We start from the raw sequence: 15,320 nt of genomic DNA on the forward strand, positions 1-15,320 counted from the left end.
TCACGCGAACGTGATAGGTATCGGCATCAGAAGCAGCAGCGGAAGCAATAGAGTAAGTTGCAGAATCCGTACCGATTTCATTGCCCGAAGCAATGCTTCCTTTATACCATTGATAGGTGTAAGTGCCTGATCCGCTCGCAACAGCTGCAGTAAACGTTGCAGTTTCACCGACAGCCACATTTTCGTTATTCACGGAAACAGTGTGAGTACCGGAACTGTAAACAGTCAATGTGCTTGAACTGTCAACGTAAGTGCTTGCTGTTGTGTCAATCACGCGAACATAATATGTAGCGGCATCAGAAGTTGAGGCGGAAGCAACAGAATAAGTTGCTGAATTCGTACCGACTTCATTACCGGTTGCAATACTTCCCTTATACCATTGATAGGTGTAAGCACCTGAACCGCCCGCAACAGTTGCGGTAAACGCTGCAGTTTCACCGGCAGCCACATTTGCATTGTTCACGGAAACAGTAAAAGAACCGGAACTGTAAACAGTCAAAGTCACCGGCGCAGTTTTCTTCAAAGCGCCCCCGCTATCCGTAACAAAAACCCGATATTTCAAACCGTCCATACCGGCTGTTGCCGCAGGAATAGTATAAGAAGCAGTTCCGTCACCCGTACCGTTTGTAACAATATTAAATGTTAACCCGTCGGTACTGACTTCCCATTGATAATTGTAGGGCGGAGTTCCCGCACTTGCCGTGACTTGGAATGTTGTCGTCCCGGTTTCTGTGACAGCTGCATCACTCAGTTCTGTTATTTCTAATTCAGGATTCACAGTCAACATAACATTGCCTGAAAGAACTGATTGAGAAGCTGTATCTGTCACATTAACACGATATTGCCAACCATTCATACTTTGCGTTGCCGTAAAGGTGTAAGTACCGTCAGTGTCAACCGTGCCCGTATCAACATTCACGTAACCTCCGGAACCTTTCCGTACTTGCCACTGATAACTGTAAACACCGGTACCGCCGTCGGGAACAACTGTAAAAGACGCAGTGCCGCCTGCCGTAACAGTTTGAGCAGTAGGCTGCGTTGTAATAGAAAGTGCAGCAGGCGTTACTGTTAACGTTGCTTCATCTGACACCGTAGACAAACCTTCGTCTTGGTCCCAAACTTCAACGCTGTATTTGTAACCGTTCATCAAAAAGGACGCCGAACTGATCGTGAAAGTATTTCCTGAAGCTGTTCCGTCAGATAATGTCACCAATTGGGGTCCGTTTCCGTCATTTATGTCAACATACCAATCGTAATCCAAATTCGTCGACGGACTGTATGCCGTAACCGTAAATGTTGCAGGATCGCCGTGACCAACACTTTGATCGATCGGGCCGGTGACATAAGGACCGGCATAGCCGTACAGTGCTGAGGTCGCAGATGAAACAGAACCGCCTGCAGAAATCGGCGTTGTATATGTTTTAGAAGTAAACCAGCCTTTAAAACTCGTCGTGAAGAAAGTCGGGAAATAACTGCTGATATATTCAGGAGCTGAAGCAAGTGCATCACTGCCGTCTATTTCACTTGAATTGTTCGTATAGGTTAAAGTAATCTGATTTGTTTCTTTTGCATCTGAATAATAAGTGACATTATGCAAAACATAAGGAGTTGCTGCCAAAAGTTGATTGCTGCCGGAACCGATTTTCAAACCGGATTCCGTATTAATATCGAGCAAATTAACGCCGGAGCTAATATTAATCGTACCGGAAGAGCCTCCAAGACCAACCCAGTCATACGGACCGTACTCAGCTTCATAAAGATAAGCACCACTTCCGCCACCAATACCAGTACCAAGTCCGGCAGCATTGATTTTGATAGTACCTCCACTTATTTGGATATTACCGCCGGAACCTCCTTTTGAGCCGGATGGAAAATAGTAAGGAGCACCGAGATGAATTTCTTGATAGCCGAAAGGAGAGAGGGAAAACCCGCCACCGATGCCGGTTCCGTTCCCAGTTGTATTTGCTGTCACAATTCCCCCACTAATTATAATATTACCGCCGGAACCGCCTGCAGCCCCTCCGGGTAGAGGATGACTTGAATAGAGATTAAAATAAGAATCAGTATTAGTGGGTCTAGCCGGATAAAGTCCGGAAGAACCCCCACCAATTCCGGCACCATTGACTGTAGTTGTATTAACAATTCCATCAAGTATTGTTACATTTGAAGTGCCTCCAATACCCCCAGGACCCATAGCACCAGCCTGGTTTGTGGATACTAATATGTTCCCAGGACTACCGCCCCTTCCGCCACTACCGCCGCCTAATCCTGCGCCATTGTCACTTGAAGCTTCAACCGTCCCTCCGAGAATAGTGATATTTACAGCATCCCCTCCGGAACCGCCAAAACTGCCATTTCCAGAATAACCATGTTGAAGGGGAGTGCCGCCTTTGCCGCCGGAGCCGCCGGCACCACCGCCGATACCCGCACCGCCAACACCTGTTGCTTTGATAATTCCGGAATTAATAATAATAGTACCGGAATTGCCGCCGGCACCGCCAATACCGCCGGCACCGCCTTTATAATTATATGAGGAAGACGAGGAACCATATTCAAGAGTACTTCCCCCCGTACCACCGGTACCGCCGAGGCCACCGCCAATACCTGCACCACCGGTACCGCCTGTTGCGGTAATCTTACCTGCAAGTGTGATATTGCCTGAAGAAGATCCGGCAATTCCCGGCGTACCTGCTACGGCTTCACCTACCCATACATTAGACCCTGTTGTACCATTTGAACCGAAAGCGCCGCCGATACCGGCACCGCCGTAACCGCCTTTAACAGTTAATGAAGAAGAAGTATCATATTCTTGAATGGTTAAATTAACGCCATTAAGAATAAGTATACCGGCGCCTTTACCGCTGACACCGACCGTTTGAGCATTTGTAATAGAAACATCGCCTTTGAAAGTCAAAACATTATTCAGACCTGTTGTAAAATGCAAAGGTGCAAATGCCGGATGATTATTGACATTTGAATATTTCAAATCGACAAGTGTTAAATTGGCCATAGAATTACATACAATTGATAAATTTGCGTAGGTTGTTCCGCCGTTTGCCGACCCGTCAATTGTAACAGGTGAAGCCGTATTCACATTGATTGTGAAAGCTCCCGATGGATTTCCTGCGGGAAGGGTATACTCGCCGCCTGCTGAAATATCAAAAGATGAGCCCGACCAAGTAATTGGTGTTGCAGCTTCCGCAACATTCACAATCGGAAAAGCCGAAAATACAACCGCGAATACAATCAAAAACGTAAATAATTTTTGTCCGACAATTTTCCAATTCTTCGCGTGTAAACCGGAAAACGGATTTTTTTCGATAGAGCTTACTGCTTTATGCTTTTCGCTGCTTCGCTGCTTCGCTGCTTCGCTGCTTCGCTGCTTCGCTGCTTCGCTGCTTCGCTGCTGAGGGTCACTACATCATACATAAGATTTTCCCCCCAAAGAGAATGCATCGAAATTAAGAGAATGTAATCTCTGAGTTAAAAAAGATTTGAAAAGTGAATTTGACAAAACTCTTAAGAAAGAAACAATTTTGCCGGAAATTTGAGACGTGTGTAAAGAGAAAAGCTCAATAGAGTTTACTGTTTGCGATTTGCTGTGCGCTGCTCGCTGCTCGCTGCTCGCTGCTCGCTGCTCGCTGCTCGCTGCTCGCTGCTCGCTGCTCGCTGCTCGCTGCTCGCTGCTCGCTGTGAGCGGTAGGTCACTACATCATACATAAATTTTACCCTCCGTTAACCAAAATAAGTCTCGACTGATGACGAATAATAGAATAAAGCGTCATCAATATTTTGAAACATATATTATATAGTCTCATAAAATGAGTAGAATAATTATATCTAAATAGTATAAATATTTTTTTGGAGAGATTTTTAAATGAAAATGAAAACGAAAAGAAAAACAGATAAAACAGGAATGATTGATGCCTCAAAAAGGATGAAGGCATTCAAAAATGAAGAAAGTGCGTTTTAAAAACCGAAAGTCAGTACTTATCTCAAACAATCTGAATATCAGAAAATAGAAAATAAAAATAAAAAAGAAAACAAAAAAGAAAATAAAAAAATAAAAAGAAAACAAAAGCCGGAATATTCCGGCTCATTTTTAAATTTTCGGCTGCTTTTCAATCAGAAAAACAGTGACGACAAGGTAATTTGGTCGGGATAGTACATGGAGTAACTTTCAAGACCCGCCAATTCGGCGGCTTTGTCGGCGGCAACGTAAAGATTTCCGTAACCGTCAATCAAACCGTTCTTCAAAGCGTCTTCGCCCAAATAAACACGACCGTCGGCCAGTTTTAAGACTTGGTCGCGCGTCATTCCGCGGCCGTCGGCGACATCATTCACGAATGTTTTGAAACTGGTGTCAATAATGTGCTGCCAGTAGGCTTTTTCTTCGGCCGTCATTTCACGGTAGTCGGCGCCCATATCTTTCATATCACCGCTCTTGAAAACGGTAATGGTGACGCCGTCTTTTTCGTACACGGACGAATTGTCAACATGTCTGCCGATGACACCGATGGAGCCGGTCATTGTGCCGGGGCTCGCATAGATATAATCCGTTTGGGAAGCCACGTAATACGCCGCGCTGGTCGCCTGATCGGCCATCGAAGTAACGACAGGAATGCCCATCGCACGAGCGCGCTGGATTTCCATGTTTATTTCCTGAGAACAAGACGCTGTGCCGCCGGGACTGTCAATGCGCAGAACAATAGCTTTGACGCTGCTGTTGTCCGTTGCGTTTCGGATATGACCGCAAATGGCGTCCGAGCCGGCAATGCCTGTGCCGTAAACATAATCGCCGGTATACATCGCGCCCATCACGTGAATGACGGCAACTTTATTGCCGGAACTGCCGGGAACATCGTCCAGCGTGACATAAACCATCGCCGCAACGCCGAATAAAAGCAAAATAATGACGAAAACCGTCAGACCTTTATTAGACTTTTTTTGAGGCGGCGCAGCCGGAGCGGCGGACGCGGGTGCTGCAGGCGCAGGTGCTGCGGACACAGGTGCTGCGGGCACAGGTGCGGCAACGGGTGTCTGAGACGCGGGCGCGGAAACGGCCGGCTGCGCGATTTCCGAAGTATTTTCTTCCGATTCAATTTCGGACACATAACTGTAGTACGGCCGGTAACTGGAACCGGATTGAATTGAACCGTCGGGAGTTTTTTGATTCAATTTATTAATCCTCCTTATTTGATAAAGTTTCCAAATGAAAACATCAAAAACAAATTTCGAACAGTAATGAATTAGAAAGCCTTGAATAAATATTTATGTCCCCCAAAGAAGCATACAAAATTTTATTAATTCAAGAAGACTTCATACATCCTCTCAACAGGAAAAATTCAAATGATTGCGGAATGAATATACGTTACAAATTAAAGAAATTAAATTATTACAAACCTTACTTTACAAACCTTTCAAATTTTACAAATTTATCCAACTTATTACAAACCGAATTACCGATTCAAACACAGAGGAATAAAATCAATGAATCAAGACGCAAAACCGATGATTGTCACCTGCGGGCTTCCGTACGCAAACGGAATGGCACATCTCGGCCACATGCGCACTTATGTGCCGGCGGACATTTACGTCCGGTCCCAAAGGAAGCAGGGACGAGAAGTTGTCTTCATTTGCGGCTCCGATACCCACGGAACACCGGTTGTCGTCAACGCGGAAAAAGAAGGCATCACGCCCAAAGAGCTCGTCACCATTTATCACAAACACTTTTCCGAGATTTTCGCGCGCATGGGCGTTCATTTCGATGCTTACGGAACAACGGACGATGAAGAGAATCATGTCCGAACCACCGACATTGTTCAAAAATTGATTGACGGCGGCTATGTTTATTCCAAAAACATTGACATTGCTTACTGCCCGAGCTGTGACCGCTTCCTGCCGGACCGCTACGTGGAAGGTACCTGCCCGCACTGCGGCGTGATTGCGCGCGGCGACGAATGCGACCAGGGCTGTAAGAAACCGCTTTTTCCGGGCGAATTGATTGACCCGAGATGCGCCGTTTGTAAAAACCCGGCGGAATACAGAAGTCAGGAACACTATTTCTTCAAGCTTTCCGAATTTGACGGATTTTTAAAAGACTATTTGGACACGCTCCGCGGAACGGATAACGCCGTCAACTACGCCAAAGGCTGGGTGACGCAGGGTCTTGAAGACTGGTGCATTACCAGAAACATGGACTGGGGCGTGAAGTTCCCGGGCGCCGACGGCCTTGTCGTTTACGTGTGGGTGGACGCGCCGATCGGCTACATCGCGTTTACCGAAGAATGGGCGAAAGCCAACAACGATTCATGGGAAAAATTCTGGAAAGCGGAATCAAAGGGAACGATTGACACGCAAGATTCAGAAATTGTTCACTTTATCGGCGGCGACATCGTCTACCATCACTGTATTTTCTGGCCGGCGATGCTCAAAGGTTCCGGCTATTCCCTCCCGACCGATGTTGTGGCTTCGGGAATGGTGAAAATCGAAGACAAAAAATTCTCAAAGAGCCGCGGTTACGTCGTTTGGGTCGGCGAGGATTATTTGGATCAGGGATTCCACCCCGATTTGCTCCGCTACTACTTATCGAGCTACACGTCTCACACGAAAGAATTGAATTTCGGGTGGGACATGCTTCAGGAAAAAATTAATTCAGAACTTGTCGCCGTTCTCGGCAATTTGTTCTACAGATCCCTTTTATTCGCGTCCAAAAATTTCGGCGAGATCCCGAACGGAACAGTCGAGCCGGAAATTTTGAAAAAGATTAAACAGACAACGGCAGATGCGATTGACGCTTTGAAAGAATATGAATTCAAGAAATATTCCGACACTGTGATGGAACTCGCTTCTTTTGCCAACAGCTATTTCCAGTCCCACGAGCCGTGGGCGCTGATTAAAACCGACAAGGAAAAGTGCGGCGAAGTCGTTTACAACTGTCTTCAGCTGGTCAAAGCGCTGGCCGTTCTTTTTGAGCCGGTGACGCCCGGCAAAATGCAGGAAGCATGGATTCAGCTCGGCCTTTCCGGAAATGTGGCGGACGTGCTTTACGATGAAGCGCTTGTGCCGCTTGTCCCCGGCGCCAAGCTCGGAACGCCTGAAATTTTGTTTACGAAATTGGAAGACGATAAGATTTCCGAGATGGATGAAATCGCCAAGAGACGCGTTCATTTGGCAATGAAAGAAGCGGGCTTGGTCCCGGATGAAGAAAAGCTGATTGAAGAGAGCAAAAAAGGAAAGAAAGAGAACAAATCAGAAAAAGGCGGCAAAGCACCGAAATGCGCGTGCGCCGCGGGTGAAAAAATGGATGCAGAAAATAAAACAGAAAATGTCGAGAATGTTGAAAACGAAACGGAAATCTTGCCTGAAATTACGATTGATGATTTCTTTAAAGCGCAAATCAAAGTCGGAAAAATCATTTCCGCCGAGATCATTGAGAAATCAACGAAGCTGTACAAAATCATGGTGGATGTCGGTGAGCCCGAACCGCGCCAAATCGTGTCCGGCATTCGCGCTTATTATGAAGCGAATGAACTGGTCGACAAAACCGTTTGCGTCATTGTCAACTTAAAACCGGCCAAATTGTGCGGCGTTCAGTCGCAGGGTATGATTTTAGCGGCCGATGACGGCAGCGGAAAAGTTTCGCTTCTGATGCCGGATCAGGAACTTGAACCGGGATCGGATGTTTGTTAAAAACATCAAATTAAAATGAACAGGAAATGGAACAAAATTGTTTCATTTCTATCTGATTTTTTATCATTTTTTTATTTTATCATTTTTTTATTTTATCATTTTTTTATTTTATCATTTTTTTATTTATTAAGAGTGCATTTTTGCTTTGCTACTGTTTTGCATTGTCGTTTTTATTTGTATGCTGCCGTTCGCATATGTGCTGCCGTTTGCATGTATGCCGGTTTGCATTTGCATTTGCATCTGCTTTTTTGAGCAGCCGTTCGCTTTCGCGAACGGGGCGGCAGCGGCAGTCTGCTGTGCCTGCCGTCTCCGCTGCCGGCTGCCGCGCGCGAGCCGCATCAATTTCAAAAACAAATTAAGATCCGGTCCCGTTTTTTAAAAAAATTAATCTTGCCGAACCATTTTTGCCAATTTCAGCATTGTATTTGCATTTCGGATTGTCACTTTTTCATAAGCGGGCGTTCCGACAATTTTAGACCATTTGGTTCTTGAAAAGGTTTTCAGCGGCGCGGACCAAAAAATGATTTTGCCGAAACATTCGACATTCTCGTATTCGGGTTTGATGCCGCCGACGGCATCCGTGATTTCGGACGGCTGTGCCGGAGAGATAACGACAATCGCGTTGTGTTTGGACTCGGAATCGGCATTCCACCAGGACGGTGCATTGTCCAGCGATTCTGTTAAATCATCTGCGGAAAGAACAGCAACGGGAACAGAAACATTAAACTCATCGGTCAAAACGGATTCGCATTTCTTTTTCAGTTCGTCTTCTTTATCGGGAAGGGCTGAAAAAATGAGATTGCCGCTGTTGATATAAGTTTGAACGTCAGAAAAGCCGTGATTTTGAAACGCGTTTTTTAATTCCGCCATTGAAATTTTATTGTTGCCGCCGACATTAATGCCGCGCAAGAAAGCGATGTATTTCATAAAAATTCCCTTAATAAAAAATGAAAAGAAAAAATTACTTCTTCTCAGGCACTTTCCGCTCTTCGATTGTTTCAATCAAATCCTCGGGGCCGCTCATTTTAACGAGTTCTTTTTTCTCGATAAACGCGGTGCTTTCAACGGATTTGACTTTGGAATTGCCGTCGATTAAAAAAACGGATTCGGTCTGGAAAACATCCGAGATGCTGCTCATCAAATGCGCGCGCTTGAGCGTGGAAGCGTTGTATTTGCTGACACCTGTTAAAATCACGGACTGCTTGTCTTTGGAAACAGCTCGGAAAGGTGCGTGTGCGGTTTCTTTGACATCGAAGCCGAGTGTTGAGACATAAGACAGCATTTCGTTTCCGGCGGCGTTTTCATTTTGTTTAGCGTCCGCCTGCATCGGGACCGAGCCGCCGACTTTTGACGGCTGGGAAGAGTCGGAAATTGTTTTTTGCGCGGCCTGCAGAAGCGCGGGGTTTAAGATGTCAATCGGCTGCGCCAATTCAATCTGAAGCAAATCCTCAAGCATCAAAACGGTGTCAATGGAGGCGTGCATGCCTTCTTCTTCGTATTTGCTGATCGTTCGGCGGGAAACGCCGACGATTCCGGCCAGAGATCCGAGAGAAAGGTTGTTTTCGATGCGGGCTTCTTTGAGCGCGGCGCCGTCAATCGGAACGTAAAGGCCGCCGGGAGAAGCTGTGACCATCGGCGGGATGCCTTCGATAAAATAATCATAAAATGTCTGGATGCTGACGGCGGTAATTTTGTAGCGCGTGTAAATGACGTTGTCTTCAAGCGGCTGGTCGCGTGTTTTTTCACCGATAACCAGCGGCGTTCCGCCGAGAATTTCGGAGAGAACAATCATTTCGTTTGCAGTCTCTTCCGTTAAACCGTCCAGATTGAGCAGGATTTTACATAAAAGAAGCGTCTCACCGTTCCGGGCGGCGATATCAAAACTACGCGGCCGGATGTCGCATTTATCGGAGACCATAAATCCGGCGTGCCGGAGCACTTCAATGGTTTGGTCGGCAAGGATATCTCGAGACATTCTGATTTCAAATTATGAATGCGGGTCTATATAAAAGTTCTTAAAATGAAAAAATCAAAAACCGGAAGAATGATAAAACCTGATGTCGGTTTTTTGAGTGAAAAATGCAAAATTCAATCCCGCTTTTGATAAAAGAATGAAAATGACACAGCTCGCGCGCGGCGGACACAGCAATGCAGTTAGCAGCAAGCGCAGCAACAGAAGATGCAGCGGCAAAAGTATCCGACTGCCGCCCGTTCGCGAAGCGAACGGCTGCTCTAAAAAGAAGAGGGAGGCAGCAAACAAAAACAACAGCAAACAAAAACAACAGCAAACAAAAACAATAGCAAACAAAAACAATAGCAACAAAAACAGCAGTATATGCAAAGCAAAATATGAATCAAAGATATGTCAAACACAAAACAATCATCGTTTTTAATTCAAAAACAAAACAAAAACAAACAAAAAAACAAAAACAAAAAAAGAAAATAGCGCCCGATGCAGGATTTGAACTTGCGCTCTTCGAAGAAGAAGTGGTTTTCGAGACCACCGCCTTACCACTAGACTAACCGGGCATGAAAAGATATGAAACAAATTTGAAAAACATTCTGAAAAGCGCAAAAGCGCCTCAGCATTTCTTGTTAATGCCGTTTTTCATATAAATACTTTTAAGTTTTGAAGGCGAAGAGGGAGGAGAATCAGTACTTTCACTTCATGTGCGGTTTAGATTTATTTATTGAATTTCATTGTTTTGACGGAAATTTAAAAAAGTTTATCATAGGATTGAAACATTTACTCTTTCCAATTTGAACAATTCAAATGAAAGGCAAATTTTACGTAATCGGTTTTTTGGTGACATCATGGTTGTTGATGAAAAATGGAATAAAAAATTAAAGGACTTTCTGAAGCGGTATTATCAGGACGACGTTTTGGAGCTTGCGAACAATTATCCCGACGAGCGCAGTCTGATTGTGAATTACGACAAGCTGGAAGTTTTTGACCGTGACATCGCCCGCGATTTGATTGAAGATCCCGAATCGGTGATTTTGTCATTGGAATTCGCACTCAAAGATATGGATTTGCCGCTGTCGAAAAAATTGGACAATGCGCATGTCCGCGTCTCCAATATCCCGAACCGCATTCCGATTCGTGATTTAAGAAGCAAGCATCTTTCCAAATTTATCGCCATCGAAGGAATGGTTCGCCGGGCCACGGAGGTTCGCCCGCGCATTACAAAAGCGGCATTTAAATGCATGCGCTGCGACACAGTCACTTATGTCGAACAGCCCGGAAACAAACTGGACGAACCGTATTCCGGCTGTGAAAATGAAAACTGCGGCAAACGCGGTCCTTTCAAACTGGTGGTGGAGCAGTCCGAATTTGTCGATTCTCAAAAAAGTCAGATTCAGGAATCACCCGAAAGCCTCAAAGGCGGCACAAATCCGCAGAGTTTGGAAATTAATTTTAACGACGACTTGACCGGCAAAGTATCTCCCGGTGACCGCGTCATTATCAACGGTATTTTACGCTCGGTTCCGCGCGCGCTCCGCGAAGGAAAATCCACGTTTTACGACTTGGTTTTGGATGCCAATTCGATTGAGCATTTGGACCAGGAATACGATGATTTGGACATCACGGCCGAAGAAGAAGAACAAATCCTGGAGCTCAGCCGCGATCCGAAAATTTACGACAAAATTATTTCATCCATCGCGCCGACGATTTACGGCAACGACCACGTCAAACGCGCGCTGATGTATCAATTGTTTTCAGGCGTTACGAAACAATTCCCCGACGGAACCCGAACAAGAGGCGATATTCACGTGATTTTGGTCGGCGATCCCGGTGTTGCAAAAAGTCAGCTGCTGAGATATATCGTCAAGCTTTCGCCGCGCGGCGTTTTCGCGTCAGGCAAAAGCGCTTCTGCCAGCGGTTTAACGGCGGCGGCGGTCAAAGACGATCTCGGCGACGGGCGCTGGACGATTGAAGGCGGCGCGCTTGTCATGGCGGACATGGGTATTGCGGCCGTTGACGAAATGGACAAAATGCGCGATGAAGACAAAAGTTCGCTTCACGAAGCCATGGAACAGCAGACCATCAGTATCGCCAAAGCCGGCATTATCGCAACGCTCAAATCCAGATGCGCGCTGCTCGGCGCGGCAAATCCGGTTTACGGGCGTTTCAACCGTTTTGAAAGCCTGGCCGATCAAATTGATATGCCGCCTGCGCTTCTCTCCCGTTTTGACTTGATTTTCCTGCTTCTCGATGTTCCCGAAAGCCAGATGGATAACCGGATTGCAAGCCATTTGCTCCAAACGCATTACGCCGGCGAGCTGATGCAGCATAAAAACAATATTTCTTCTTCCGACATCACGCAGGAATATATTGACGAGCAGATGATTAACATCGTTCCCGAAATAGAGCCTGAGCTGCTGCGAAAATACGTGGCTTATTCCAGAAGAAACGTGTATCCGATTATGGATGAAGATGCCCGGATGCATTTGGTTGATTTTTACACCAGTCTTCGAAAGCAGGGAGAAGGCAAAAACACGCCCGTTCCCGTGACGGCGCGTCAGCTGGAAGCGCTGGTCAGACTGGCTGAGGCGAGTGCCCGCGTCCGCTTAAGCAACAGAGTCACGATGGATGACGCGGTCCGAACAACCGATATCACGATGGAATGTCTGAAAAATGTCGGCATTGACCCGACAACCGGAATGCTGGACGCCGATATTATTGCGTCAGGCATCAGCAAATCTCAGCGCGACAAGATTGAAATTGTCAGAGACATCATTAAAATGATTGCCGAGAGAAGCGAAGGACACAAAGCTTCCCGCAAAGAAGTTTATGCCGAAGCTGAAAAATCCGGTATTGTCGCGGACGAATTGGATGTTTACATCGAAAAAATGCGCAAGAAAGGCGATATTTCAGAACCCGACAAAGACCATTTGAAATGGATTTCACGCTGATTTGAAAGATTTGAGAAACAAGAGATGAAAAAATGTATGTTAAAACTTATAAAACCGGTAAACATTTCATGGTTGCCGCCTGCGATAAGGAGCTGATCGGCCAAACGCTTAAAGGCGAAAAATGTGAAATGACCGTGAACGCTTCGTTTTATCACGGGGAAGAATCAACGGAAGAAGTGCTGGCAAACCTGCTGGCACAGGCAACGACTGCCAATCTGGTCGGCCAAAAAGCAGTCGCCTGCGCTGTTAAATACGGCATTGTCGACCCGAATGCGGTCATTTATTTCGGCGAGATTCCGCATGCTTTGTATTTCACATTGTAAAACAGTCAAAGGCTTTAAATAATTCAAATCAAATCTTAATCCGAGAAAATGAAAAGAGAACGTCTGTTTTGTTCGCTCACGGACATGTAAAATCGATGCCGAAAAACACTCATTTTTTTGGAACGAAAACAGGGAAGGATTTCTCAATATTTTCAGATATACTTTCAACAATCTTCAACTATACTTTCAGCTGAACTTTTATATTGAATCATGTCAGCCAATATTTAAAAAATCTGAAACGAGAAATTCAATTAAATTCAATGGAATCCAACCCGGCGAAGACACGATTCAATTTGCAAAATTAATTATAAAATCACAGATTTACAGATTATTAAAATTACAAAATTATTACAAATATAAATACAAAAAAGAACAGCGGCATTCCTCACAGATTTAAATGTGCCGGCCGTTTTTCAAAGTATTGCCTATTCAGGTGATTGCTGTGCAAACTGAAGAAATCAGAATTTTTGAACGAAATGAACTTATTTCTGCCGTGGTTGAAAAACACGAACGCTTAATTGCGGAATACCAGGCAGAATACGATGCGCTGACAACGACTTCCACAACTTTGGACACGGAAATTGAGGATTTAAAAAAGCGCATTGAAGAGAATGAAGAGAAAACCGGCGTTTTTGATGAAAAGAAACATCATTCCGGCCACGAAGCCGTTGAAGAATTAAAAAAAATGGAGTTAAAACAAATTGACGCCGAGAAAATCAAAGCCGGTATCAGCGCTTTAACGTCGTCTAAGATTTCTGATTCCGCTGAAGAAAGAAAAGCGGTTTACGAAACGCTCCGCTCAGACATTAACAATGCCGAAGGCGGGGACAAATCTGTTTTGCTGTCAAAAATTGAAGCGGCCTACCAGGCGTACACGGAAGAACATACGCTTAAAGAAGCTTTGGATGCCGACAAAGCCCTTCTTGCGCAAAAGCAGGGAGAAGTGTCCGAAGACAAGAGAGCAGGCTGGCTGGCTGTCAGAATCGGCAGCCATAAAGAGTCCTTAGAATACTGGAAAGGAATGAAGTGAGGACTGAAAATGACTGAAGAAAATACAACTTATACTGAAAATCCGGCAGAAACCGAAGCGGTTCAGGAAACCCGAGAAGCAGAACCTGCAGAAACAGGAACAACAGAACAACCGGAAATCGTAATTGAAGAAACGGCAGAGATTGTCGTTGAAGAAACTGTTGAACTCAACGCGGCTGAAGAAACAGCAGAAGGCAACGCTGTCGAAGAAACAGCAGAAACCGCTGCGGCTGAGGAGAAAACGGAATCTGAAGCAATTGAAGAGAAAACGGAAACTGAAGCAGCTGAAGAGAAAACAGAGTCTGACGCTGTTGAAGAGAAAGTTGCCGCCGCGGATGAAATTGCGGCGGAAGAAAAGGCTGAGGAAGAGCTTTTAAAAGACAACAAAGAGTCGGTTGAAAAGCGTTTGGAAGACTTGAAAGTTGAAGTTGCTCATATGACGGAGCAGGAAGCTAAGGCAAAATCCAACCAGCTGAGAAATGTTTTGGAACGTGATGAAAAGGCTTTGAAAGCCATTTTCCGCGAACTTAAAAATCAGAGAGCGGACGGCGACGATTTAAAAACCAAAAGAGACGAATTGAACGCTCAAGTCAGAGAACTTTCAAAAACCGCTCAGGAAAGCCGTTCCAAAAGAGATGAAGTGAATCAGAAGATTTCGGTTTTGAAAACCGAAAGAAGCATGGAAATGGAAAAAACCAAATCCAAATCTGATGAAATCAATCAGCTCAAAACAAAAAGAGACGAATACAACAAGATTTCAAAAGGCACTTATGACATTTTGATGAAAAATTACAGAGAAAATTTAAGAAAATTCCTGGAAGACGACATCAATTTGGATCACGAGAAAAACTTGTTCGAACGCCTGACGGATCTCACGGAACGTGTCAAAGCCACCAAAGAAGCCAACGAACTGCATGGCAAAATCCAAGAGATTTACAACGAAAACAAGGGCATGTACACGAGAAGCGACGAACTTTCCGTTGAAATCAAGCAGCTGTCCGAAGAATCTCAAAAATATCATGTTGAAATGATTGAGATTTACAGAAAAGTCGACGAGCTCAGAAAAGAAGCGGACGGCTACCACAAACGCCTTTCCGAAAGATACGCGCTCATCAAGCCGACGACCTCTAAAATCGACCCGCTGAAGAAAAACATCGCGATTACAAGAAAGGAGCTTGACATCTATTTGGACAGAATGAAAGACTTCCAAAACGAAAGGGATGAAAAGCGCGTCGACAAGATTCACAACAGCGCCAAAGAAAAATTGAAAAGCAACGGCCGTCTCAGTTTGGAAGACCTCGGTGCTTTGATTGAAAAAGGCGACATTGAGTTTAACAAAGAATAAAAACAATGTTATTA

The 15,320-nt window shown here is 45.2% G+C and carries 10 protein-coding genes, 1 tRNA gene and 1 pseudogene; 7 read left to right on the plus strand and 5 right to left on the minus strand.

The genetic code is table 11. The annotated features are described in order from the left end of the window. A pseudogene (locus tag MmiAt1_RS08270) lies at positions 1–3,211 on the minus strand (hypothetical protein); the annotation flags it as partial. Positions 3,212–4,125: 914 nt separating this feature from the next. Next, positions 4,126–5,178 carry a signal peptide peptidase SppA gene (sppA, locus tag MmiAt1_RS08275; RefSeq protein ID WP_318786414.1) on the minus strand — a complete coding sequence of 351 codons (1,053 nt, stop codon included), beginning with the start codon at positions 5,176–5,178 and terminating at the stop codon, positions 4,126–4,128. A gap of 312 nt (positions 5,179–5,490) precedes the next feature. Between sppA and metG the strand changes: the two genes are divergently transcribed. Together metG and MmiAt1_RS08285 are read left to right on the plus strand one after the other, a co-directional pair. Further along, positions 5,491–7,692, plus strand: coding sequence for a methionine--tRNA ligase (gene metG / locus MmiAt1_RS08280; protein WP_318786415.1), 2,202 nt, complete (start codon positions 5,491–5,493; stop codon positions 7,690–7,692). A 178-nt stretch (positions 7,693–7,870) separates the two neighbouring features. Continuing rightward, on the plus strand, positions 7,871–8,071 hold the full coding sequence (locus MmiAt1_RS08285; RefSeq protein WP_318786416.1) for a hypothetical protein: 201 nt from the start codon (positions 7,871–7,873) through the stop codon (positions 8,069–8,071). A gap of 5 nt (positions 8,072–8,076) precedes the next feature. On the opposite strand, the gene MmiAt1_RS08290 is transcribed toward MmiAt1_RS08285, so the two are convergent. Together MmiAt1_RS08290 and MmiAt1_RS08295 are read right to left on the minus strand one after the other, a co-directional pair. Then, positions 8,077–8,619 (minus strand): DUF1697 domain-containing protein, encoded by a 543-nt coding sequence (locus tag MmiAt1_RS08290; RefSeq protein ID WP_318786417.1) that lies wholly within the window; start codon positions 8,617–8,619, stop codon positions 8,077–8,079. 34 nt (positions 8,620–8,653) lie between these two features. After that, positions 8,654–9,667: a transcriptional regulator gene (locus MmiAt1_RS08295; protein WP_318786418.1), complete on the minus strand. Its 1,014-nt coding sequence runs from the start codon at positions 9,665–9,667 to the stop codon at positions 8,654–8,656. A 97-nt stretch (positions 9,668–9,764) separates the two neighbouring features. On the opposite strand from MmiAt1_RS08295, the gene MmiAt1_RS08300 reads away from it, so the two are divergent. Then, entirely contained in the window at positions 9,765–10,085 is a 321-nt protein-coding gene (locus tag MmiAt1_RS08300) for a hypothetical protein (RefSeq protein WP_318786419.1), read from the plus strand. A 53-nt stretch (positions 10,086–10,138) separates the two neighbouring features. Here the strand turns inward: MmiAt1_RS08300 and MmiAt1_RS08305 are convergent. Then, a tRNA-Ser gene (locus tag MmiAt1_RS08305) sits at positions 10,139–10,221 on the minus strand. A gap of 285 nt (positions 10,222–10,506) precedes the next feature. On the opposite strand from MmiAt1_RS08305, the gene MmiAt1_RS08310 reads away from it, so the two are divergent. From MmiAt1_RS08310 to MmiAt1_RS08325, 4 genes are all read left to right on the plus strand, one after another. Continuing rightward, on the plus strand, positions 10,507–12,609 hold the full coding sequence (locus MmiAt1_RS08310; protein ID WP_318786420.1) for a minichromosome maintenance protein MCM: 2,103 nt from the start codon (positions 10,507–10,509) through the stop codon (positions 12,607–12,609). A 32-nt stretch (positions 12,610–12,641) separates the two neighbouring features. Then, positions 12,642–12,932 carry a DUF424 domain-containing protein gene (locus MmiAt1_RS08315; protein WP_318786421.1) on the plus strand — a complete coding sequence of 97 codons (291 nt, stop codon included), beginning with the start codon at positions 12,642–12,644 and terminating at the stop codon, positions 12,930–12,932. A 442-nt stretch (positions 12,933–13,374) separates the two neighbouring features. Beyond that, the gene (locus MmiAt1_RS08320; RefSeq protein ID WP_318786422.1) at positions 13,375–13,962 is read left to right on the plus strand and encodes a hypothetical protein; all 588 of its coding nucleotides are present in this window, start codon (positions 13,375–13,377) and stop codon (positions 13,960–13,962) included. 9 nt (positions 13,963–13,971) lie between these two features. After that, positions 13,972–15,306, plus strand: coding sequence for a coiled-coil protein (locus MmiAt1_RS08325; RefSeq protein WP_318786423.1), 1,335 nt, complete (start codon positions 13,972–13,974; stop codon positions 15,304–15,306). Positions 15,307–15,320 lie beyond the last annotated feature (14 nt).

The organism is Methanimicrococcus hacksteinii (assembly GCF_032714515.1).
Classification (GTDB): domain Archaea; phylum Halobacteriota; class Methanosarcinia; order Methanosarcinales; family Methanosarcinaceae; genus Methanimicrococcus; species Methanimicrococcus hacksteinii.